General features: G+C 72.5%; 19 protein-coding genes and 1 pseudogene. 9 read left to right on the top strand and 11 right to left on the bottom strand.

Annotation, left to right across the window (positions count from 1 at the left end; translation table 11 throughout):
- Positions 1-69 precede the first annotated feature (69 nt).
- Complete coding sequence (locus FDO69_RS05105; protein WP_104778552.1) at positions 70-1,671, bottom strand: MFS transporter; 1,602 nt, start codon at positions 1,669-1,671, stop codon at positions 70-72.
- Positions 1,672-1,934: 263 nt separating this feature from the next.
- Here FDO69_RS05105 and FDO69_RS05100 point away from each other — a divergent pair, with 263 nt between their 5' ends.
- Positions 1,935-3,122, top strand: a complete 1,188-nt coding sequence (locus tag FDO69_RS05100) for a glycosyltransferase family protein (RefSeq protein ID WP_104778551.1) — start codon at positions 1,935-1,937, stop codon at positions 3,120-3,122.
- A 227-nt stretch (positions 3,123-3,349) separates the two neighbouring features.
- Positions 3,350-4,342 (top strand): phosphatase PAP2 family protein, encoded by a 993-nt coding sequence (locus tag FDO69_RS05095; RefSeq protein WP_104778550.1) that lies wholly within the window; start codon positions 3,350-3,352, stop codon positions 4,340-4,342.
- 76 nt (positions 4,343-4,418) lie between these two features.
- Here the strand turns inward: FDO69_RS05095 and FDO69_RS05090 are convergent, their stop codons facing one another.
- Positions 4,419-4,634, bottom strand: coding sequence for an I78 family peptidase inhibitor (locus FDO69_RS05090; RefSeq protein WP_104778549.1), 216 nt, complete (start codon positions 4,632-4,634; stop codon positions 4,419-4,421).
- A gap of 446 nt (positions 4,635-5,080) precedes the next feature.
- Here FDO69_RS05090 and ctaD point away from each other — a divergent pair.
- Positions 5,081-6,652 (top strand): annotated as a pseudogene (gene ctaD, locus FDO69_RS05085) (aa3-type cytochrome oxidase subunit I); the annotation flags it as partial.
- Here ctaD and FDO69_RS05080 read toward each other — a convergent pair.
- Genes FDO69_RS05080 through FDO69_RS05070 form a run of 3 tightly spaced genes read right to left on the bottom strand, consistent with a single transcriptional unit; the run spans position 6,651 to position 9,554 of the window.
- The gene (locus FDO69_RS05080; RefSeq protein ID WP_107502204.1) at positions 6,651-7,691 is read right to left on the bottom strand and encodes a helix-turn-helix transcriptional regulator; all 1,041 of its coding nucleotides are present in this window, start codon (positions 7,689-7,691) and stop codon (positions 6,651-6,653) included. The pseudogene ctaD and the gene FDO69_RS05080 overlap by 2 nt on opposite strands.
- Positions 7,692-7,729: 38 nt before the next feature.
- Positions 7,730-9,016 carry an ABC transporter substrate-binding protein gene (locus FDO69_RS05075; RefSeq protein WP_104778547.1) on the bottom strand — a complete coding sequence of 429 codons (1,287 nt, stop codon included), beginning with the start codon at positions 9,014-9,016 and terminating at the stop codon, positions 7,730-7,732.
- Positions 8,991-9,554, bottom strand: a complete 564-nt coding sequence (locus tag FDO69_RS05070) for an MTB12 C-terminal domain-containing protein (RefSeq protein ID WP_170320842.1) — start codon at positions 9,552-9,554, stop codon at positions 8,991-8,993. Before FDO69_RS05070 ends, FDO69_RS05075 begins: the two co-directional genes overlap by 26 nt.
- A 145-nt stretch (positions 9,555-9,699) precedes the next feature.
- Between FDO69_RS05070 and FDO69_RS05065 the strand changes: the two genes are divergently transcribed.
- The 3 genes from FDO69_RS05065 to FDO69_RS05055 are packed head-to-tail and all read left to right on the top strand — an operon-like array spanning position 9,700 to position 13,606.
- The gene (locus FDO69_RS05065) at positions 9,700-10,176 is read left to right on the top strand and encodes a hypothetical protein (RefSeq protein ID WP_104778546.1); all 477 of its coding nucleotides are present in this window, start codon (positions 9,700-9,702) and stop codon (positions 10,174-10,176) included.
- The gene (locus tag FDO69_RS05060; protein WP_104778545.1) at positions 10,176-12,968 is read left to right on the top strand and encodes an ABC transporter permease subunit; all 2,793 of its coding nucleotides are present in this window, start codon (positions 10,176-10,178) and stop codon (positions 12,966-12,968) included. Before FDO69_RS05065 ends, FDO69_RS05060 begins: the two co-directional genes overlap by 1 nt.
- Positions 12,965-13,606 carry an ATP-binding cassette domain-containing protein gene (locus tag FDO69_RS05055; protein WP_104778544.1) on the top strand — a complete coding sequence of 214 codons (642 nt, stop codon included), beginning with the start codon at positions 12,965-12,967 and terminating at the stop codon, positions 13,604-13,606. Before FDO69_RS05060 ends, FDO69_RS05055 begins: the two co-directional genes overlap by 4 nt.
- A gap of 269 nt (positions 13,607-13,875) precedes the next feature.
- Here the strand turns inward: FDO69_RS05055 and FDO69_RS05050 are convergent, their stop codons facing one another.
- The gene (locus FDO69_RS05050) at positions 13,876-14,508 is read right to left on the bottom strand and encodes a LysM peptidoglycan-binding domain-containing protein (protein WP_104778543.1); all 633 of its coding nucleotides are present in this window, start codon (positions 14,506-14,508) and stop codon (positions 13,876-13,878) included.
- 543 nt (positions 14,509-15,051) lie between these two features.
- Here FDO69_RS05050 and FDO69_RS05045 point away from each other — a divergent pair.
- Together FDO69_RS05045 and FDO69_RS05040 are read left to right on the top strand one after the other, a co-directional pair.
- Complete coding sequence (locus tag FDO69_RS05045) at positions 15,052-15,834, top strand: hypothetical protein (protein WP_104778542.1); 783 nt, start codon at positions 15,052-15,054, stop codon at positions 15,832-15,834.
- Between the two features lie 85 nt (positions 15,835-15,919).
- Complete coding sequence (locus tag FDO69_RS05040) at positions 15,920-16,384, top strand: hypothetical protein (protein ID WP_104778541.1); 465 nt, start codon at positions 15,920-15,922, stop codon at positions 16,382-16,384.
- Positions 16,385-16,445: 61 nt separating this feature from the next.
- On the opposite strand, the gene der is transcribed toward FDO69_RS05040, so the two are convergent.
- From der to aroH, 5 genes are all read right to left on the bottom strand, one after another.
- Positions 16,446-17,939, bottom strand: a complete 1,494-nt coding sequence (gene der, locus FDO69_RS05035) for a ribosome biogenesis GTPase Der (RefSeq protein ID WP_104778540.1) — start codon at positions 17,937-17,939, stop codon at positions 16,446-16,448.
- Positions 17,940-18,017: 78 nt separating this feature from the next.
- The gene (locus tag FDO69_RS05030) at positions 18,018-18,665 is read right to left on the bottom strand and encodes a lysophospholipid acyltransferase family protein (RefSeq protein ID WP_104778539.1); all 648 of its coding nucleotides are present in this window, start codon (positions 18,663-18,665) and stop codon (positions 18,018-18,020) included.
- A complete protein-coding gene (cmk, locus tag FDO69_RS05025; RefSeq protein WP_389969151.1) occupies positions 18,662-19,324 on the bottom strand; it encodes a (d)CMP kinase in 663 nt (220 codons plus the stop codon). Before cmk ends, FDO69_RS05030 begins: the two co-directional genes overlap by 4 nt.
- A 395-nt stretch (positions 19,325-19,719) precedes the next feature.
- On the bottom strand, positions 19,720-20,805 hold the full coding sequence (locus FDO69_RS05020; protein WP_104778537.1) for a prephenate dehydrogenase: 1,086 nt from the start codon (positions 20,803-20,805) through the stop codon (positions 19,720-19,722).
- Positions 20,802-21,164: a chorismate mutase gene (gene aroH / locus FDO69_RS05015; protein WP_104778536.1), complete on the bottom strand. Its 363-nt coding sequence runs from the start codon at positions 21,162-21,164 to the stop codon at positions 20,802-20,804. The genes FDO69_RS05020 and aroH overlap by 4 nt, the downstream gene beginning before the upstream one ends.
- A 179-nt stretch (positions 21,165-21,343) precedes the next feature.
- Here aroH and FDO69_RS05010 point away from each other — a divergent pair, with 179 nt between their 5' ends.
- On the top strand, positions 21,344-21,784 hold the full coding sequence (locus FDO69_RS05010) for a Rieske (2Fe-2S) protein (protein WP_104778535.1): 441 nt from the start codon (positions 21,344-21,346) through the stop codon (positions 21,782-21,784).
- Positions 21,785-21,796 lie beyond the last annotated feature (12 nt).

Below are 21,796 nucleotides of genomic sequence, written 5' to 3'. Positions count from 1 at the left end.
GACAGCGCGGTACCCCCACGGCCCCGACTTCTCGGTCGACAGTCACCCGCGTGGGTGGGCAAAGGGGAATCACACCGAGACGCGTGACTCCGCCGCGTCCCTGGGGGCGGGCAGGTCAACCTTCTCCGGCTCACACTGCATCACCCGCGGCAGCCGCAACGCCATCGCCGCCCCGAGCAGCAACAACCCCGCGCTCACCAGCAACGTCACATGCAGCCCGTGCACGAACGCGTCCCGGGCGGCATGCCGCAGAGCGGCACCGGCGGACCCGCCCAGCTGCGCGGCAACCTCGTACGCCTCCCCCAGCGAATGCCCCGCCGACGCGGATGCCGCCGCCGGGACCCCCGGCACACCCGACAGTCCGGGCGTATAGGCCGCGTTCATCACGGTGCCGAGCAGCGCGATGCCTATGCCCGCCCCGAGCTGGTACGACGTCTCCCCGATCGCCGCCGCCCCACCGGCCTGCTCCTGCGGCGCCTCGCTCAGCATCGACTCGTACGCCCCGAACAGCGTCGTCTCCAGCCCGAAGCCGAGCAGCACGAACCCGCTCAGCATCAGCGCCCAGTCGTCCGTCCGCCCCAGCGCCGTCAGCAGCACCACGGCGAACGCCGTGAGGCAGAACCCGGCGCACACCATCCGGCGCGGCCCGAACCGCCGCAGCATCCGCGCCCCGGCCAGCCCGGCCGCCATCGCCGCGAGCGTCAGTGGCAGCAACCGCAGTCCGGTCTCCAGCGGCGACAGCCCGAGCACCAGCTGCAGATACTGCGCGGCGATCAGTTCCAGACCCACCAGCGCGAGCATCGCCAGCACGATGCACCCGACGGACGTGCTGAACGCCGGCCGCGCGAACATCGTGAGGTCCACCAGCGGATACCTCCGCCGCCGCTGCCGTCGTACGAAGCCGACCAGCAGCGCGGCGCCCACCACCAGCGGCAGCACGGTGAGCAGGCTGCCCAGCGACCCCCCGCTGCCGAGCCGCTTCACGCCCAGCACGACACCGAACAGTCCGGCCGCGGCCATCAGCGCGCCCACCACGTCCCAGGGACCCTTGCCGTCCCCCTTCGACTCGGGCAGCAGCAGCCGTCCCACCGGGAGACTGACCAGCATCAACGGAATGTTGACGAGGAACACCGAGCCCCACCAGAAGTGCTCCAGCAGGAAGCCGCCGAGCAGCGGACCGACCGCCGCGCCCACCGCGGCCACGGCACTCCAGATGCCTATCGCGAGCGCCCGCTCGCGCCGGTCGGGAAAGACCTGCCGAAGGATCGACAGGGTGGCGGGCATGATCATCGCGCCGCCCACGCCGAGCAGCGCCCGCGCCACGATCAGTACCTGGGCGGTGTCGGCCAGGGCCGCGAGGCCGGAGGCGACACCGAACAACGCGTATCCGAGGAGCAGGACTCTCCGGCGGCCGACGCGGTCGCCCAGTGTGCCGAACAGGATCAGCAGCGAGGCGCAGACCAGCGGGTAGACGTCGACGATCCAGAGCAGCTCCATCCCGCCGGGCTTGAGGTCCTCGGTGACGGCGGGGACCGCCACGTGCAGCACGGTGGCGTCGACGGCGACCAGCAGCAGGCTGACGCAGAGGACGACGAGGACCACCCAGCGGTTGGCACCGGCCCCGGCCGCCCGACGGCGCAGCGCAGCGGCGGCCGTGGTCGTCCCGGACATGTACGTACCTCCCAGATGTTCCCTCGCGATCGGCGGGCTCACGGGGTGGGGGACGCCCCCGCGACTCGGCCGGAGAGGAGCGGCGGTCTCCGGTCGGCGCAAACGAAAAGCGAGTGACACGTCAGCGTACGCGAGTCCCCGGCGGAGGCCAGTGGCGGACCTCTCACACCTCCGGCGGATGGATGTGGCGTACGCCACGTCCTCCCGTGTCGTCGACGCGTCGGCCGACCGGGTGGTTCCGCCCTGGGTCGATAATCGGGCGGGTGACCGATCTCGAGACGCGCGCGGCCCCGTCCCGCGCCGGGGCGCTGCACCGGGCGGCCCCGGCGCTCGCCGGGTACGCGGCCGTCCGCGTCCTGGGCCTGCTCGCCCTGTTCCTGTGGAGCGAGGCGCGGGACAAGAACGCGTACACGCTGCTGACCGCCCGCTGGGACGCGCTCTGGTACGCCAGGGTCGCCGAGCTCGGTTACGGCTACGAGGTGCGCCTCGCGAACGGGGACGTGCACTCGGACCTGGCGTTCTTCCCGCTGCTGCCCTGGCTGGAGCGGCTGGTGGCGGCGGTCTCGCCGCTGTCGTACGCGGACGGGGGGTTCCTCGTCAGCCTGCTCGCCTCGCCGGCTGCCGCGTGGGGGATCTTCGCGGTCGCGGACCATGTGTACGGCCGCCGGGCGGGCGTGTGCGCGGTGTTGCTGTGGGCCGTCCTGCCGGTCGGGATCGTGCAGTCGATGGCGTACAGCGAGTCCCTGTTCACGGCGCTCGCGGCCTGGTCGCTGTACGCGGTGCTGACCGGCCGGTGGGTGACGGCGGGCACGCTGGCCCTGCTCGCGGGACTGACCCGCCCGGTGGGCCTGGCCGTGGTGGCGGCGGTATGGGTGTCGGCGGCGGCCGCCTTCCTGCGGGAGGGGCGCACGGCCGGTCCGGACGTCACGGGCACCCCGGCCGACGACAGGACCCGGACCCGGCGCGTCCTCGCCATACTTTTGTCCCCCCTGGGGGCCGCCGGCTACGTCTTCTGGGTCGGCCACCACACGGGCAGGGGGCCGCTGGGGTATCTGGACGTCCAGGCCGGATGGCGCAACGGCTTCGACGGCGGGTACGCCTTCGCTCGGTTCGTCGCCGAAAAGTTCACGTCGTTCCCGGCCGTCCTGGCCGGCGTGGGGCTGATCCTCGGGGTCGCGTCAGTCGTCTGGCTGTATGTGACCGGAGTACGTCAGCGCCAGCCGCTGCCGCTGCTGGTCTACACCGGGGTCGTGACCGCGCTCGCCCTGTGCGCGTCGAGCTACTTCGGCTCGAAACCTCGGCTGCTGCTGCCCGCCTTCCCCCTGCTGCTGCCCCTCGCCGTGGCCTTGGCCAGGACGCGTATCCGCAGGTCAGCGGCTGCACTGGGGTGCGTGGCGGTGGCCTCCGCGGTGTACGGGGCGTTCTGGCTGAACGGCTCCGGCCCGCCCTGACCCGCTGTGAGCGTCGGGGGAATTCGGGGCCATGCCAGGGTGAACGAATTCAAAAGCGCAATAAAACCCGCATCCGAAATGATCAAAGGAATTGAAGGCCACAACGCCCGTCGATTGCAGATTCACTGGAAATAAACCTCCTCCTGAGAGGAATCCCACATCACATCGTCATCACAAAGCCGTTGATTCGCCCGGGATCTCAGCTCACTCGCTGTAACGTCGATTGGGTGCGTACCGAACCGAAGCTCACCCGTCTGGACCGGGTCTTCGCCCGGCTGGACCGTGAGCCGGAACGACCGGCCCACATCGATGTGCCGAAGATGAGCAGGCACCGCATCGTGCTCTTCGCGGCGACCCTGGCCTTCTACGGCGCGATCGTGTGGGCCGTGGTGATCACGTCCTGGCTGGTCCGGCTCGACTGGCAGGTCATGTTCTTCCGCCCCTACCAGCAGTGGTCGGAGATCCACTGGTTCGTCGACTACTACGTGGTCCTCGGACAGCGCGGCCCGACCGCCGTGATGGTCGCGGCCTGGCTGGGCTGGCGCTCCTGGCGGCAGCACACCCTGCGGCCCCTGCTCGCGCTCGGCGTCTCGCTGCTGCTGCTGAACATCACCGTCGGCGCCGCCAAGTACGGCATGGGCCGCCTCGGACCGCACTACGCGACCATCATCGGCTCGAACGAGATGTGGCTCGGCGGCGATATATTTCCGAGCGGTCACACCGCCAATGCCGTGGTGACCTGGGGAATCCTGGCCTATCTGGCCTCCGGCGCCAGAGCGCAGCGCTGGCTGTCCGCCGTGTCCGCGGTGACGTCGCTCGGCGTCGGGATGGCCACCGTCTACCTCGGTACGCACTGGCTGAGCGATGTGCTCCTCGGCTGGACCGCGGGTCTGCTGATCCTGCTCGGCCTGCCGTGGTTCGAGCCGCTGATCGCCCGCGCCGAGGACGCGATCTTCGACCTGCGCGACCGTCTGCGGGCCCGCAGGCGCCGTACCTCGGCGGTTCCGGTCGGCACGCCGCCCGTCGTGGTCACGCCCTTGCCCGACCGTGACGACGTCGCTGCCAGCTCGTCGCGGGCCCCGGTCCATCTGGCGCCCGGCCCGCACACGGTCCGCTCGGAGCGCTCGCCGGTCACCCCGGCCGGCAGCCGCCGGCCACCGCACGCCGAGCGCCACCCACGGGGTTCCGCCTCGTCGGCCCGGCCCGTGACGGGCGGCTGACCACCGGCCGGTACGCAACCCACCCGGCACGGGGAAGGCCCCGGTTCCGGAGCGGAACCGGGGCCTTCCCCGGATCTCAGCCCTTCCAGGCCCGCGCCACCCGGCCGCCCTTGACCTCGAAGTTCAGCCGGCCCACGCGGTACTCCATCGTGATGATCGCCCCTGGTGGCAGCGCGCGCACCGTCGACCAGCCGCGCTCACGCGCGAGGCGTTCGGCCCGGCCGGCCTCCAGGCCGACATAGGTGTCCGGGCTGTCGTCGGGTTCGGCGGAAGGTGTCGGAGTCGGTGCCATGCCGCCACGCTATGTCCTGCCCGGCGACCGCGGAAGCCCGGGCGGCGACCGCGCCAGTCCGGGTCGCGGCCGGTCACTGTCCGCCTCCCGTCACGCTTCTGTCACAAGATCACGACAGGCGTTTGGGGAGCTGTCCGTCACACGGACGAGCGGTTCCGTACGCCTTCCGCAGGCATTCGATCGTAATTCCCGCGTGTCCCATGAGCTCATGGAAAAGCCCGGCGGAAAGTTCCGGGAGAAGTGCCTTCCGAGCTCCGCTCCTTTCCGCTGCCGGACCGGCCCGGTGAAGTCGGCGCGATACAGGAAATGCATGGCTCCGGCACAGAGAGGCCGGTACGCCCCCTGTCGAAGCGGCGGTGGCGCGAGCATCATGGCGTGAGCTCGCGAGGACGTCAGGCGCGGGCTACGGCGGCCCGGTACGCGATGAGCGAAGGGGCGAGCGAGCGATGGGGACGCAGACCGTACAGGCGGTGACGCCGCCCGAGCCGCGCACCCGGCACGGGCGGGTGGTGGTCGACTGGCTGACGACGACGGACCACAAGAAGATCGGCCACCTCTACCTGGTCACCTCGTTCCTGTTCTTCCTGATCGCCGGGATGATGGCGCTGCTGATGCGCGCGGAGCTCGCCCGGCCGGGCCTGCAGATCATCGACAACGAACAGTTCAACCAGGCGTTCACGATGCACGGCACGATCATGCTGCTGCTCTTCGCGACGCCGAGCTTCGCGGGCTTCGCCAACGAGCTGATGCCGCTGCAGATCGGGGCGCCCGACGTCGCCTTCCCACGGCTGAACATGTTCTCGTACTGGCTGTTCCTGTTCGGCGGGCTGATCGTGCTCGGCTCGCTGCTCGTGCCCTCCGGGCCCGCCGACTTCGGCTGGTTCGCCTACGCGCCGCTCAACAGCGCGGAGCGTTCGCCGGGACTCGGACCCGATCTGTGGATCATGGGGCTCGCCCTGGCCGGCTTCGGCACGATCCTCGGCGCGGTCAACTTCATCACCACGATCATCGGGATGCGTGCCCCGGGCATGACGATGTTCCGGATGCCGATCTTCGTGTGGAACACCCTGTTCACGTCGATCCTGATCCTGATGGCGTTCCCGGTGCTGGCGGCGGCGCTGCTGGTGCTGGAGGCGGACCGGCGGTTCGGTGCGCAGGTCTTCGACGCGGCCAACGGCGGCGCGATCCTGTGGCAGCACCTGTTCTGGTTCTTCGGCCATCCCGAGGTGTACATCATCGCGCTGCCGTTCTTCGGGATCATCACGGAGATCATCCCGGTCTTCAGCCGCAAGCCGTTGTTCGGCTATCTGACGCTGGTCGGCGCGACGATGGCGATCACCGGTCTGTCGATGATCGTGTGGGCGCACCACATGTTCGCCACGGGTGCGGTGCTGCTGCCGTTCTTCTCCTTCATGAGCTTCCTGATCGCGGTGCCGACGGGCGTGAAGTTCTTCAACTGGGCCGGCACCATGCTCAAGGGGTCGCTGTCGTTCGAGACGCCGATGCTGTGGGCGACGGGCTTCCTGGTGACGTTCCTGTTCGGCGGGCTGACCGGGGTGATCCTCGCGTCGCCGCCGATGGACTTCCATGTGACGGACTCGTACTTCGTGGTCGCGCACTTCCACTACGTCGTCTTCGGCACGGTCGTCTTCGCGGTCTTCGCCGGCTTCTCCTTCTGGTGGCCGAAGTTCACCGGGAAGATGCTCGACGAACGGCTGGGCAAGATCCAGTTCTGGACGCTCTTCGTCGGCTTCCACACCACGTTCCTGGTGCAGCACTGGCTGGGCGCCGAGGGCATGCCCCGCCGGTACGCGGACTACCTCGCCGCTGACGGGTTCACGGCGCTCAACACGGTGTCGACGATCGGCGCCTTCCTGCTCGGCATGTCGACGCTGCCGTTCCTCTACAACGTGTGGAAGACCGCCAAGTACGGCGAGAAGGTCGAGGTCGACGACCCCTGGGGCTACGGCCGCTCCCTGGAGTGGGCGACCTCGTGTCCGCCGCCGCGGCACAACTTCACGACGCTGCCCCGGATCCGCTCCGAGTCTCCGGCGTTCGACCTGCACCATCCGCAGTACGCGGCGGTGACTGCGCAGCCCGAGCCAGAGCGCCATCAAGCCGGTCCCGAGTCCTCCTGATCGCCTCGATCAGCTCGACCGGCTCCAGCACCTCGAAGTCGAAGCCCAGCATCATCACGTGGATGACCATCACATCGAGGCTGCCGGCGCCGCAGCGCAGCAGGCAGCTGTCCGGGCCCTCGGCCTCCAGCACCCCGGCCGAGGGCGAGATGTGCTCGGCGGCCTCCTCCAGTGGTACCAGGAGCCGCACGACGGCGTGGGTGGCGTACGCGCGCGTGGAGACGCCCTGGGAGACGTAGGCGGCGAGGTCCTCCGCGGGGGGCTTGCGAGGAGTGAAGCGCGGGCCGTGCGGCGGCTTGGGCGTGACACGGTCCACGCGGAACGTGCGCCAGTCCTCCCGGTCGAGGTCCCAGGCGACCAGGTACCAGCGGCGCTCGGTGCACACCAGCCGGTGCGGTTCGACGGTGCGTCGGGAGGGGGTGCCGTCGTGGCCGCGGTACTCGAAGCGCAGCCGCTCGGCGTCCCGGCACAGATGGGCGAGTTCGGTGAGCACGGCCGGGTCGACCGAGGAGGGCAGCGTGCTGCGCAGCATCGGCACGGTGACGGCGTTCAGGGCGCTCACCCGGCGGCGGAGCCGGCTCGGCAGCACCTGTTCCAGCTTGGCGAGGGCCCGGACCGAGGTCTCCCCGATGCCGTCGATGCCCTGCCCGGCGGCCGTGCGCAGTCCGACCGCCACGGCGACCGCCTCGTCGTCGTCCAGGAGCAGCGGTGGCAGTTCGGCGCCGGCGCCGAGCTGGTAGCCGCCGCCGGTGCCGGGGCTGGCGTTGACCGGGTAGCCGAGTTCGCGCAACCGGTCGACGTCCCGGCGCAGGGTGCGGGCGCTGACGCCGAGCCGGCCGGCCAGGTCGGCGCCGGACCACTCGCGGTGGGCCTGGAGCAGGGACAGCAGACGCAGCAGACGGGCCGAGGTCTCCAACATGGGGCGAGTCTGCCAGGCCTTGCGGACAGCCACTGTCCTCAAGGCTCGTAGGCCAGTTGCGGGACGGTGAAGCAGGTGCGGTTCATGTCCCCCTGGCCCACCCAGCCCCTGCCGTCCTGCCAGCGGGCCACCGACAGACAGGTCCTGCTCGTCGTCGGCGGCGCGGGGAGGCGTTCGAATCGGACGGGGAGCAGCAGCCCTTGGGCGGTGTAGCCCTGGCTGCGGTTCATGTACGAGTCGACGCACGCGCGCGTGATGCCCGTCGCCGCGCAGGACTTCGCCGCGTCCGTGAACCACCGTGCGGCCGCCCACCCCTCCAGCTGCCACTGGGAGTGTGTCTTCAGGTCCTTCGTCGCCTCGCGGAACTCGCGTACGGCCGCGTCGCCGGTGTCCTCGAAGTTGCGGCTGGCGCCCGTCGCCCAGAGGGCGTTGCGGCAGCGCGGGGCGTCCTTGTAGTCGTCGGTGACGGTGGACGTCCAGTTCTGCACGTTGGTCACCTTGGCGGTGACGTGGGCGCCGGCCTCGTCCATGGCCTGGCAGAGCTGTGCGTTGCCGTGCCCGTCGATGGCGTCGAACACCAGGTCGGCGCCCTGCTCCTTCAGATCGGCGGCGACGGCGCGGAAGTTGGGCAGGGCGAAGTCGACCTGCTCGGTGACGACCTTGTAGCCCTCGGCGCGCAGGCCCCGCTCGACCAGCCGGGCGTAGGCGGCCGAGGCGGACTGGTTGTAGGAGACGACGGCGGCGGTGCGGGCGCCGTGCTCGCGTTTGAAGTAGCGGTAGACCTCGGTGCCGCCGTACAGCCTGCCGTCCCAGCCGGGGGTGCCGTCGCGAGGCGCGAGGCTGCCGTAGATGCCGTAGAGGTGCGGGTAGGTGTCGTAGGCGGCGCCGACGGGCTGGCCGCCGATGTCGGGCACGCCCGCGCGGGAGACGCGGGAGGCGCCCGCGTAGTCGAGGGCGGTGGTGGCGACCAGGGCGACGACCTCGTCCTCCTCGACGAGCTTGTGCACACACTCGTTGTTGCCGACGCCGCTGCCGCCGTCGTCGCAACGGCGCACCTCGATGCGGCGCCCGTCGATGCCGCCGCGCGCGTCGAGCCGCTCGAAGAAGGCCACCGCGCCGTCGCGCGGGCCGGTGAAGGCACTGCCGCCGACGGGGCTGGTGGCGCTGGTGATGATGCCGACCCGCAGGGGTGCGGACTCGCGGGGCGGCGGGGTGCGGTCGTCGTGCCGGAAGTCGCTCTCCGGGAGCCGGCTGCCGCAGGCCGCGCTCAGGGAGAACAACAGGACCGCGGTGAGAATCTCAGCAACCCGGGACCGGCGACCCATTACCGCTCATCTGCACCAGCGAGCACAGCGTCTTGACGGACACCTTCCACACGCCGTCCTGTTCGACGGCCGTACCGGAGGCGTCCGGCAGGGCGGTGGCGCCCTTGAGGGTGAGCGTGTACGTCACGTCCGCCCCGGTCGCCGAGGTGAACTGGACCTTGGTGACCTTCGCCTCGACCTGCCCGCCACGCGCGTCACCGCTGAAGGCCTTGAGGACGGGTGCCATCCGCTCGCCGTTCTCCAGGACGGCCAGCTTGTCCTCGGGCAGGGTCTTCGGGTCGAAGAACTTCTCCCAGTTCTGCTTGATCTCCGTCTCGGCCGCGGCCCGGTCCGCCGGTGCACTGGCCGGTGCGCTCGTGGTGCGCTCCGCGGTCGGTGTGGACGGGGTGCTCGCGCTGCCGCCGCCGTAGTCGTCGCTGCATGCCGCGAGGGCCGGGGCGAGGGCCAGGACCAGGGCGGCCGCGATCGCCGTTCCCCGTCCCGCGGTGCGTGGACCCCCCGTCGCGTTCCCCCGCCTGAGGTCGCTGCCGAGAACCATCTGGCTCACCACCGGGTGTCGGTCCGGGCCATGTGCGCCCGGTGCTTTCAGGGTCAGCTTCCACAGGGCATAGTGCAAGCGATCGGCGGACTTGAACAGGCAGCCCGACGCACGCACAGCCGAATCCGACGTGTGGGAGCCAGCGATGCGGACCAGCCGACTGCGGACCGTGCATCCCGTCCTGTGGGCCGGCTGGGCCGCCCTGGCCGCCGGCGCGGTGCTGTGCGCCGTGGGCTGGTACGGAGTCTCCGGCGAGCGGTACGCCGAACGGCAGCTGCCCTACCTCGCCTCCTGCACCATCCCCGGGGCGGCGCTGATCATCGCCGGGGCGGTGCTGCTGGCCCAGGGCAGGGGTTCGGTCGCCGCCGCGCGCGTGGAGGAGCTGTACGGCCTGCTGGTGGCGGCCGAGCCGGCCGAGCCGGAGGCGACCGGCCGGGCGGCGCTCGCGCCCCTCGCGGTCAGCGGCGACCTGCTGATGGTGCCGGGCGGCACGCTGTGGCACCGCTCGGACTGCCCGCTGGTCGCGGGCAAGGCGGAGGCGGTCCCGGTGGACTCCAAGCTGGTGGCGAGCGGTGAGCTGGACCCCTGCCCGATCTGCGAGCCGGCCGAAGAAACCGACTGATGTCCTCGCTGACGTACGACCTCACGCTCGCCGGGCTCTCGGTCGGCAGCGCGGCGGCGCTCACCGGGATCGGCCTGATCGTGACGTACCGCGCGACGGGGGTGCTGAACTTCGCGCACGGCGCGATCGCGATGGTGTGCGCGTACGTGCTGCGCCAGTGCGTGGTCGAGTGGGGCTGGCCGCTGTGGCTCGGGGCCGCGGTGACGCTGCTGGTGCTGGCGCCGGGGCTGGGGGTGGTCCTGGAACGGTTCGTCTTCCGGCCTCTGGCGGTCCTGGGCGGCGATCCCGCGCAGACGCTGGTGGCGTCCATCGGGGTGTTCGTGCTGCTGGTGGGCGGGGCGGCGCTGCTGTGGGGGCAGGGGGCACGCGACGACGTCCCGGTGCTGGTGCCGGACGAGCCGTGGGGGCAGCTGGCGGTGGTGCTGGTGCTGGCCGGCGGGGTCGCGGTGGTGGTCCGCCGGACGCGGTTCGGGCGGGAGCTGCGGGCCGTGGTGGACGACCGGCGGCTCGCGGTGCTGGGCGGCATCGACGCGGACCGGGTCGCGGCCACCGGCTGGGCGTTCGGCTCGTTCACGGCCGGTGTGACGGGTGTGCTGCTGGCGCCGTACGTGCGGCTCGACCCGTACGGTCTCTCGCTGCTCGTGATGGAGGTCGTGGCGGTCGCGGTGGCCGCCCGGATGCGGAGCCTGCCGGTCGCGGTGGTGGTGGCGCTGGGCATCGGTGTGGCGCAGAGCCAGCTGACGCGGCTGCATCCCTCGGGCTGGGCGGAACCGTTGCTCCAGGCGGTGGGCACGAACCTGTTCGTCGTCACGCTGCTGGTCGCGGCGCTGGTCCTGCCGGGCGTCGGGGAGCGGGACGTGCTGCCGCGCACGGCCACGGCGCGGGTGCCGACCCCGCCGGGTGCCTGGCTCGTGGTGCTGGTGCTGTTCCTGCTGCCGCTGGGGCTGGCGGGCCGGGATCTGCACACCTCGGTCCAGGTACCGGCGCTGGCCGTGATCCTGCTGTCCCTGGTGGTGGTCACCGGACGCGGCGGCCAGATCTCCCTGGGGCAGGCGGCGTACGCGGGGCTGGGCGCCCTGTTCACGGCGCTGCTGGCGTCGGGCCGCTTCCCGGGCCTGCCCCGTCTGCCGGAACTGGCGGCCCTCGCGGTGGCGGTCGTGCTGGTGGCGCCGCTCGGCCTGCTGACGGGCTGGCCGGCGATCAGCCGCCGGGGCCTGGCCCTGGCACTGGCGACGTTCGCGGTCGGTGTGGGGGTGAGCCGCTTCGTCTTCGCCCAGCCGTACGCCACGGCGGGCCTCGCCCTCGGCCGCCCGGCGGGCTTCGACGGCGACCGGGCGTACTACGTCCTGGAGCTGCTCCTGCTGGCCGTCGCCCTGCTGGCGACACACGCGCTGCGCCGGGGGCGGACGGGCCGGGCCCTCGCCGCCATGCGGGATCACGAGCGGGGCGCGCAGGCGGCGGGCGTGCGGGTGCCGTCCCTGAAGCTGCTGGCGTTCGTCGCGGGCGCCGCGCTGGCCGCGCTGGGCGGCGCCATGCTCGGCATGGGGCTGCGTGCCTTCGACGCGGGCGCCTACGACCCGGTGCGGGGCCTGCTGTGGTTCGCGGCGGTGGTGGTGCTGGGCGCCGACAGCACGCTCGGCGCCCTCGCCGCCGCGGCCCTCCTGGTCGGGCTGGACGCGGGCACCCGCGGCGGGGTCGCGGCGGCCCTCGTCGGCATCCTGGCGATCCTGGTGGGCCGCTTCCCGGGCGGCCCGTACGAGGCGCTGCGCACGACGGTGGAACACCTGCGGCTGCGCCGTACCCCGGCGCTGATGGAGGCGGGCATGCGGGCCCGCGCGCTGCTGCACCCGGCAGATCCGCGACCGGCACGGAGGGCACCGGTGTCGACGGGGGCGACGGGCGTGGCGCGCAGGGCGAAGGAGGCGGGAGCGGCGGGATCCGTCGGTGTGCGCGAACCCCGAGACGACGAACCCCGGAACGACGAACCCCGAGAGGGCAAACCCCGGAACGACGAACCTCGAGGCGGCAAACCCCGAGACGGCGAGGGCGGTCCGGAAGGCCGCCCGATGGCCACGGCCCCCGCTGCCGCGCCCCTCCTCACCGCCCGGGACCTCCACGTCCGTTACGGCGGCTTCACCGCCCTCGGCGGGGTGGACCTGGACCTCTCCCCCGGCCGGATCACCGCGGTCGTCGGGCCCAACGGGGCCGGGAAGAGCACCCTGTTCCACTGTCTGGCCGGGACGCTGCGGCCCGCGCGCGGGACCGTGCGGCTCGGCGGGCGGGACATCACCGCGCTGCCCGCCCAGGCCCGCACCCGCCTCGGTGTCGCACGGACCTTCCAGCAGCTGGCCGTCTTCCCCTCGCTGACCGTGGCCGAGAACGTGTGGGTGGGCGCCGAGCAGGGCCGGGTGGCCGACCCGAGCGCGGTCGAGCGCACCCTCAGGCTGTTCGGGCTCGACGGACCCGTCCGCTCACGGCCCGCCACCTCACTGCCCACCGGGACGCTGCGCCGCGTGGAGCTGGCCCGGCTCCTCGCGGGCAGCCCCCGCGTCCTCCTCCTGGACGAGCCCGCCGCCGGTCTGGACACCGCCGAAGTGGCAGCCCTGGCCCGGGTCCTGAAGGCCCTGGCAGCCGACGGCACGGCCCTCCTCGTCGTCGAGCACGATCTGGACCTGGTGGCCGGTCTCGCGGACGTCGTGCAGGTGATGACCGCGGGCCGCATCGTCGCCTCCGGTCCGCCCGGGCACATCCTGGACGCCCTGGACATCCTGGAGCAAGGGACCGGCCCATGACGACGCTCTCCCTGCGCCACGCACGCGTGCGCTACGGCCCCTTGGAGGCCCTGCACGGCATCACCCTCGCCGCTCACGGCCCGGGCCTCACCGTGCTGCTGGGCCGCAACGGCTCCGGCCGCACCACCGCCCTCGACGCCCTGGCCGGCACGCTGCCCCTGTCGGGCGGCACGGTGGTGTGGGACGGCACGGACGTGACCCGCGTCCCGGCGTACGAACGCGCCCGGCGCGGGATGTGCCTGGTGCCGGCGCGGCAGGCCGTCTTCGGCTCGCTCACCGTGCGCGAGAACCTCGAACTCGCCGCACGCGACCACACCGTGGCCCTGGACGCCTACCCGCAGCTGCGACCACTGCTGGAGCGGCGCGCCGGCACCCTCTCCGGCGGGGAGCAGCGCATGCTCGCCCTCTCCCGGGCGCTGCTCGCACGCGCGCGCGTGGTGCTCGTCGACGAGCCCGCCCAGGGCATGTCCCCCTCGGTCGCGGCCCGGACGTACGAGCTGCTGGGCGCGCTCGACGCCTGTGTGGTGATCGCCGAGCAGCGGTTGCCGCCCGCCCTGCGGGGGCGGCCGGCCGTCGTCTACGAACTGCGCCGCGGGGCGGTCGTGTTCGCAGGGGAGGCGGGTGAGCTCGCGGGCTGATCCGGGACGCCCGCGTGCCCGGCGTCGTGGCACGGTCGGGCGGATGGCACCAGACCCGGACCTTGTCCGGTCTGCCGGGCGGAGGGCATCAGGCCCAGACCTTGTCCAGTCGGCCGGGCGGCATCACGTCTGAACCCCGTCCGGTCGGCCGGGCGGACGGCACCACGTCTGAACCCCGTCCGTTCGGCCGGGCGGACGGCACCACGTCTGAACCCCGTCCGTTCGGCCGACCGGACGGGGCCCGTGTCCCGGCGAGGGGGAGCAGCGGCTCAGAACCTGAGGCGCAGGCCGGGCACGATCACGTCGGGGTTCGCCCCGATGGCGGTCTTGTTGGCGGCGTAGAGGCGCTGCCAGGTGGTGCCGTGCCGGGCGGCGACGCCGCTCAGTGTGTCGCCAGGGCGGACGGTGTGGTCACCGCGGGAGGCGCCGCGGTCCGCGTGTTCCGCCGCGCGGGCGGGGGCCTTCGACGGCTTCGCCGCCGAGGGCTCGGTGGACGTGCCCGGGTCGGCGGCGGGTGCGCCGCCGCTCGCCCCGGCGCGTGCCGAGCAGACGGGCCAGGCGCCCCATCCCTGGGCGCGCTGGACCTTGGTGGCGACGGCGATCTGCTGGGACCTGCTCGCCCGGTCGGCGGTGGGCGCGTGGGCCGTGCCGCCGTAGGCGTTCCAGGTGGAGGGGGCGAACTGGAGTCCGCCGTAGTAGCCGTTGCCGGTGTTGATGTGCCAGTCGCCGCCGCTCTCGCACTGGGCGATGCGGTCCCACACTCCGCTGTCGGCCGCCGCGGCGTTTCCGGTCGCGGCCAGCAGTCCGAGGGGCGCGAGCAGTGCCGCCCCGGCGAGGACCGCCGTCGTACGAACCTGGTGCTTCCGGGCGTTGGAGCGAGTGGTATCGGCACATTCGGACATGTAGGTCCCTTTCGAAACACCCGGGATCCCCCAAGGCGGAGCGCTGCTCCCGCGCCATGGGGCGCGAGGGCCGCGCTCGCCCCGTCCACCGGAGCGGTGCCGTGCCCGGTTCCTGGGAACCCGGCGGCCGGTGGACGTACCCGAGCGGTGCTCGTTGCACACGGCGGAGGAATCTAAGGAGGTGGGCGCCCGGCATCAACCAGCCGCCCGTCCGGGCAGGCCAGTTCACCGATACCTCGGGTAACGGCGATTTCCGGACACCCACTTCATTCGCGGATTTCCGGATTTGTCGACCACCCGCCCTGACGATCTGTGACCCACTTCACCCACTCAACGCCCTTTACAGCACGGCGAGTTGACGGTGAGTGCGCGATTCCGCGCGAAGCGTGACTCCGTGCGCTGGATGGTTCGATTCCGTTCGCCCTGGGGCGTGACTCCCGCCACAGATCGCCCGTTGTCTTCTGCATGAGCCGGGACCTACCCGGACCACGGGCCGGGAGCCACCCGGCTTTGCCACGCACCGCATCCCCGAGGGAGCCACCCGTGCCGCGCATGCTCGACGTCAGCGACGAGGTACGCGCCGAGATCGGCGACGAAGAAGCAGACCGCCTGCTCGCCGGAGAGACCGCCCCGGGCAGTTACGACTGCACGTCCTGCCGCACTCCGGGCGACTCCGCGCAGGAGCGCACCAGCACCGTCCTGTTCATCGGGGACGAGACCGCCGTCCTCGCCTTCGCCCACGCCGGCTGCCTGCCCTCGCAGGTCGTGCAGGTCACCGAGGAGCAGCTGCGGGGCGCCGTGAAGTCCATCACCGGCGACACGGTCGACCTGGAGCCCGACAAGGTGGTGCCCGAGCAGGCGGTGCTCGGCGTGACCAGTGGGCTCGTCCTGATCGGCGGAGAGCTGCACCCGGCCCTGGTGGTCGAGCCGACCGGGGCCATCGCCCGGCCCGGCACGACCGGCGGCGGCGACGAATTCCTGCCGCTGCTCATCGAGCAGGGCTTCATGCCGCTGACGGAGCTGTCCGCCGTACCGCCGGTGCTGCACGGCTGGTCGGTGCTGCTCGCCGTGGGCCAGCTGCACGCGGTGCTCCAGCCGGGCGCGGGCGGCGGCCAGCCGGTGGCCTGGTGGCAGGCGCACCAGCCGCTCCAGGTGACCGAGGGGTGGCGCGCGGCCGCCAACAAGCACCAGCAGGTGCTGATGTTCGCCGCGCCGGCCGGCTCGATCGGCCGCCAGCCCCGCGAGGACCTGCTGCGGGACGCGCTGGACAAGGCGGCGGCGAACGGACAGCTGGTCGCCTCGGCGCTGCCGCTGGCCGGTACCTGAGCCGCACGTCACCCGTCCACGCCGTCCACCTGCGAAAGCCGTACCCGGGCCGCATCCCTTGACCCGCGGGGTCGTTTGGACATACGTGCACGCATACGACGTTCCCCGCCGCCAGTCCTTCTCGCCGATCCCGTCCGCGCGATCGGCTCAGGACTCCCAGTGCGGCCCATCGGCCACGCCGATCTACGACGCGCTCTACGCCGAGTACGTCAAGTCCTTCCGCGCACTGCCAGGCGACCGCAGCGGCGAGGAGAAGCTGGGCTTCACCGCCTTCGGGAACACGCCGTACGGTTCGGGCTCGTACGCAGGGGCGTACGGCAGCTCGTACAGCGCCTACAGCGCGGGCGCCCAGAGCGCCCGCCACGCCGCCGGGCAGCAGCCGCAGTGGCAGCGCGTCGGGACCGTCGGCACGCACGGCACGGGCACGTATGGCGCGGGCGCGTACGGCACCGGCGCGTACGGCACGGGCACGTACGGCACGGGCACGTACGGCACGGGGATGCACTACGTCCCGGCCGCGCTGCCGCCGGGACGGCGCGGCGGCAGCTGAGCGAGCACCGGACACCGGAAAGGGCGGCCCCGGTCGGGGCCGCCCTTTCCGGTGCTTCGCGCTACTTCTTCTTGCCGCGCTTCTCGCGCACCCGCACGGAGATGTGGATCGGCGTCCCGTCGAAGCCGAACTCCTCGCGCAGGCGGCGCTCGATGAAGCGCCGGTAGCCCGCCTCGATGAAGCCGGAGGCGAACAGCACGAACCGCGGCGGCTTGGTGCCCGCCTGCGTGCCGAACAGGATGCGCGGCTGCTTGCCGCCCCGGACCGGGTGCGGGTGGGCGGCGACCAGCTCACCGAGGAAGGCGTTCAGCCGTCCCGTCGGGACCCGGGTCTCCCAGCCCGCCAGGGCGGTCTCGATCGCCGGGACCAGCTTCTCCATGTGCCGGCCGGTGCGCGCCGAGACGTTGACCCGCGGCGCCCACGCCACCTGGCCGAGCTCCGTCTCGATCTCCCGCTCCAGGTAGTAGCGGCGCTCCTCGTCGAGGGTGTCCCACTTGTTGTACGCGAGGACGATCGCGCGGCCCGCCTCGACGGCCATGGTGACGATCCGCTGGTCCTGCACCGAGATGGACTCGGAGCCGTCGATCAGGATGACCGCGACCTCTGCCTTCTCGACGGCGGCGGCGGTGCGCAGCGAGGCGTAGTAGTCGGCGCCCTGCTGGAGGTGGACGCGCTTGCGGATGCCCGCCGTGTCGACGAACTTCCAGGTGACGCCGCCGAGTTCGATCAACTCGTCGACGGGGTCGCGGGTGGTGCCCGCCAGCTCGTTGACGACGACGCGCTCCTCGCCCGCCACCTTGTTCAGCAGGGAGGACTTGCCGACGTTCGGGCGGCCGATCAGGGCGATGCGCCGCGGGCCGCCGAGGCCGCCCCCGCCGAAGGTCTGCCGCGGCGCGTCGGGGAGCACCTCCAGGACCTGGTCGAGCATGTCGCCGGTGCCCCGGCCGTGCAGCGCGGAGACCGGGTGCGGCTCCCCCAGGCCCAGTGCCCACAGGTAGGACGCGTCGGCCTCGCCGCTCGGGCCGTCCACCTTGTTCGCACAGAGCACGACCGGCTTGCCGGCCTTGCGCAGCAGCCGGACGACGGCCTCGTCGGTGTCGGTGGCGCCGACCTTGGCGTCGACGACGAAGACGACCGCGTCGGCGGCCTCGATGGCGTACTCGGCCTGGGCGGCGACGGAGGCGTCGATACCGAGGACGTCCTGCTCCCAGCCGCCGGTGTCGACGACCTTGAAGCGGCGGCCCGCCCACTCGGCCTCGTAGGTCACCCGGTCGCGGGTCACTCCGGGCTTGTCCTCGACGACCGCCTCACGGCGCCCGATGATGCGGTTCACCAGGGTCGACTTGCCGACATTGGGGCGGCCGACGACGGCGAGCACGGGAAGCGGGCCGTGACCCGCCTCCTCGATGGCGCCCTCGACGTCCTCGAGGTCGAAGCCCTCCTCCGCGGCGAGCTCCATGAACTCCGCGAACTCGGCGTCGCCGAGCGCCCCGTGGTCATGCTCGAGCGCGCCCTCGGACGCGTCCGAGCCGTCGGGCTGGATGTGGTCGTTCATGAAGTCCGTACCTCGTCGTTCATCGTGGTGGTCGGTGGAGTACCCGCTGTTGCGGGCTGATCCACTACTCAGTGTCGTCTAGCGCCCGGTGAGGCGCCTGGCGTTTTCCAGGTGAGCCGCGAGCTGCTTCTGGATGCGCCCGGTCGCCTCGTCCAGCGCCTTGCGCGTCCGGCGGCCGCTGCCGTCGCCCGCCTCGAAGGGCTCTCCGAAGACGACGTCGACGCGGGAGCGAAGCGGAGGCAGCGCCTTTATCAACCGTCCGGGCTTCTCGGAACTTCCCAGCACGGCCACCGGGACGATCGGGGCGCCGCTGCGCACCGCGAAGTACGCCAGGCCGGCGCGCAGCGAGGCGAAGTCGCCCTCGCCCCGGGTGCCCTCCGGGAAGATGCCGAGCACGCCGCCGCTGTCCAGGACGCCCAGCGCCCCGGTGATCGCCGTGCGGTCGGTGGTGTCGCGGTCGACCTTGACCTGCCCGATGCCGAGCAGGAAGGGGTCCAGCGGACCGATGAAGGCTTCCTTCTTGATCAGGAAGTGCGTCGGCCGGGGCGCCACGCCCATGACCATCGGGCCGTCGATGTTGTGGGAGTGGTTGACGGCGAGGATCACCGGGCCGCTCGCGGGCACCCGCCAGGCGCCGAGCACCCGCGGCTTCCACAGCCCGTACATCAGGCCGACGCCGATGCGCCGCCCGACCTCGGCGCCCCGCGCCGAAGGCAGTTCGGTCACTTTCCGGCCCGCTTCTCCTCGACGAGGGTGACGACGCACTCGATGACCTGGGCCAGCGTGAGCTCGGTGGTGTCCACCTCGACGGCGTCGTCCGCCTTGGCGAGCGGGGAGGTCTTGCGGCTGGAGTCGGCGGCGTCCCGCTTGATCAGGGCCTCGCGGGTGCTGTGGACGTCGGAGCCCTTCAGCTCACCGCTGCGGCGGGCGGCGCGCGCCTCCGGGGAGGCGGTGAGGAAGATCTTGAGGTCGGCGTCGGGCAGCACGGTCGTGCCGATGTCCCGGCCCTCGACGACGATGCCCTTCTCGGCGGAGGCGGCGATCGAGCGCTGCAGTTCGGTGATCCGGGCGCGCACCTCGGGCACCGCGCTGACCGCGCTGACCTTGGAGGACACCTCCTGGGTGCGGATCGGAGCCGAGACGTCCACACCGTCGACCGTGATGGCAGGCCCCTCCGGGTCGGTGCCGGAGACGATCTCGGGCTTGCCCGCCACGGCGGCGATGGCGGACGGGTCGTCTATGTCGATGCCGTTGCTCACCATCCACCAGGTGATCGCCCGGTACTGGGCGCCGGTGTCCAGATAGCTCAGCCCGAGCTGGGCCGCCACGGCCTTCGAGGTGCTCGACTTGCCGGTGCCGGCGGGGCCGTCGATGGCGACAATCACTGGCGTGGCGCTTTCCACAGTGGGGACCTTCCTGAACCGGGCTCGGCGGGGGTGAGGGCGCGAGTGCCCCGCACAAGGTTACTGGGTGCGCGTCACTCGTCCGGCCGCGCGTCCGGGGCGGCCGCGCGGGACTGCCGACGGCGCCCGGCCCACCGGCCCGCCAGGCCACAGACCGCGGCCGGCACGCGGCGTCAGCCGATCCACTCCACCGGCGCGCCCGACCACGGCGCCCAGCCCCACCCAGCCCGTCCGGCACAGCCGACCACGGCGCCCAGCCCACCCAGCCCGTCCGGCGCTTGAGGACGAGGCCGTTCAGGCCGACGCGGGGGCCCGGGGCGGCGGTCCCGGGAACCGGCCGGGCGGCGGCACCCTCGACCGGCCCGCCGACCTCACCCCTACTGCCGGAGAGCCCAGCCCCTCTCCCGCAGCGCGGCACTCAGCACCGGGGCCGCCTTCGGCTCCACCATCAGCTGCACCAGACCGGCCTGCTGCCCCGTCGCATGCTCGATGCGTACGTCCTCGATGTTGACGCCGGCCAGGCCCGCGTCGGCGAAGATCCGGGCCAGCTGCCCCGGCTGGTCGTCGATGAGCACGGCCACGACCTCGTAGGCGCGCGGCGCGGACCCGTGCTTGCCGGGGACGCGGACCTGGCCGGCGTTGCCGCGCCGCAGCAGGTTTTCGACCCCGCCGGCGCCCTCGCGGCGCTTGTGGTCGTCGGACGACTGCAGGGCACGCAAGGCCCGGACGGTCTCCTCCAGGTCCGCGGCGACGTCCGTGAGCAGGTCGGCGACCGGCGCGGGGTTCGCGGAGAGGATGTCGATCCACATCCGGGGGTCGGAGGCGGCGATCCTCGTCACATCCCGGATGCCCTGCCCGCACAGCCGTACGGCGGCCTCCTCGGCGTGCTCCAGGCGCGCGGCGACCAGGCTGGAGACCAGGTGGGGCATGTGCGAGACGAGGGCGACGGCACGGTCGTGGGCGTCGGCGTCCATCACCACCGGCACGGCGCGGCAGTGCGAGACGAGCTCCAGGGCGAGGTTCAGCACCTCGGTGTCGGTGTCCCGGGTCGGGGTGAGCACCCAGGGACGGCCCTCGAAGAGGTCGCCGGTCGCGGCCAGCGGGCCGGACTTCTCCCGGCCCGACATGGGGTGCGAGCCGATGTAAGCGGACAGGTCGAGGCCGCGTGCCTCCAGCTCGCGGCGCGGCCCGCCCTTGACGCTGGCGACGTCCAGGTAGCCGCGTCCCGCACCGCGGCGCAGCGCGTCGGCGAGCACGTCGGCCACGTGTGCGGGCGGGGCTGCGACGATCACGAGGTCGACGGGCCCGTCCGGCGCCTCGTCCGTGCCGGCGCCGAGCGCGGCCGCCGTACGGGCCTGCTCGGGGTCCGGGTCGGCGAGGTGCACGGTGACGCCCCGCTGGGACAGGGCCAGGGCGGCGGACGTGCCGATGAGGCCGGTGCCGATGACGAGTGCGGTCCTCACTGGGCGATGTCCTTGCGCAGGGTGGCGGCGGCACCGAGGTAGACGTGGGCGATGCCGGCCCGGGGCCGGTCGGACTCGATGTGCGCGAGGACGCGGACGACCCGGGGCATGGCGCCCTCGATGTCCAGTTCCTGAGCGCAGATCAACGGCACGTCGACGATGCCCAGCTTGCGGGCGGCCGCGGCCGGGAAGTCGCTGTGCAGATCGGGCGTGGCCGTGAACCAGATGCTGATCAGGTCGTCGGCGGCGAGATCGTTGCGCTCCAGGATCTCCGTGAGCAGGGCTCCGACCTGCTCGTCCATGTGCCCGGCCTCGTCCCGTTCCAGTTGGACGGCGCCCCGGACCGCTCGTACCGCCACGGCGATGCTCCTTGCTGACGTGCGTGTCGCTCTACCTCCGACCAGCCTAGTCAGCCCGCGCGACCCGGGTGCGCGGCGCCCGCCCGGCGAGACGCCAGGAACGTCACCTTTGGGTAAGTTCAGTGCTTAAGGCGACGCAAATTCCGATTTACCCCCTTTGGCACGTTCGGAGTGACGACATGACCTACGAGACCACGCGCCGCACGATGCTCCTCGCCACCGGCGCCACGGGTGCGGCGGCACTCGTCGGGGCCTGCGGCGGGGGCGGCGACGACGGCGGTTCCGCGTCGACGGGCTCCCCCACCGGCCAGGCCACGACGCGCGGCCCCGCCGGGCAGGTCCTGGCCGACCTCGACGAGATCCCGGTCGGCGGCGGCAAGATCTTCGCGGACGAGAAGGTCGTGGTGACCCAGCCGGAGCAGGGCCGGCTCAAGGCCTTCTCGGCGATCTGCACCCATATGCAGTGCCTGGTGGGGTCCGTCTCCGACGGCACCATCAACTGCCCCTGCCACGGCAGCAAGTTCAAGATCGCCGACGGCGCGGTGGCCCACGGCCCGGCGACCCAGCCGCTGCCCGCCGAGCAGATCACCGTGGAGGGTAACTCGATCCGTTTGGCCTGAGGGCCCGCGCCC

Origin of the sequence: Streptomyces tibetensis (assembly GCF_007655005.1) — a bacterium.
In the GTDB taxonomy this organism is placed as follows: Bacteria; Actinomycetota; Actinomycetes; order Streptomycetales; family Streptomycetaceae; genus Streptomyces; species Streptomyces tibetensis.
The sequence above is the reverse complement of the archived record's forward strand: the minus strand, read 5'-3'. Positions and strand labels throughout refer to the sequence as shown.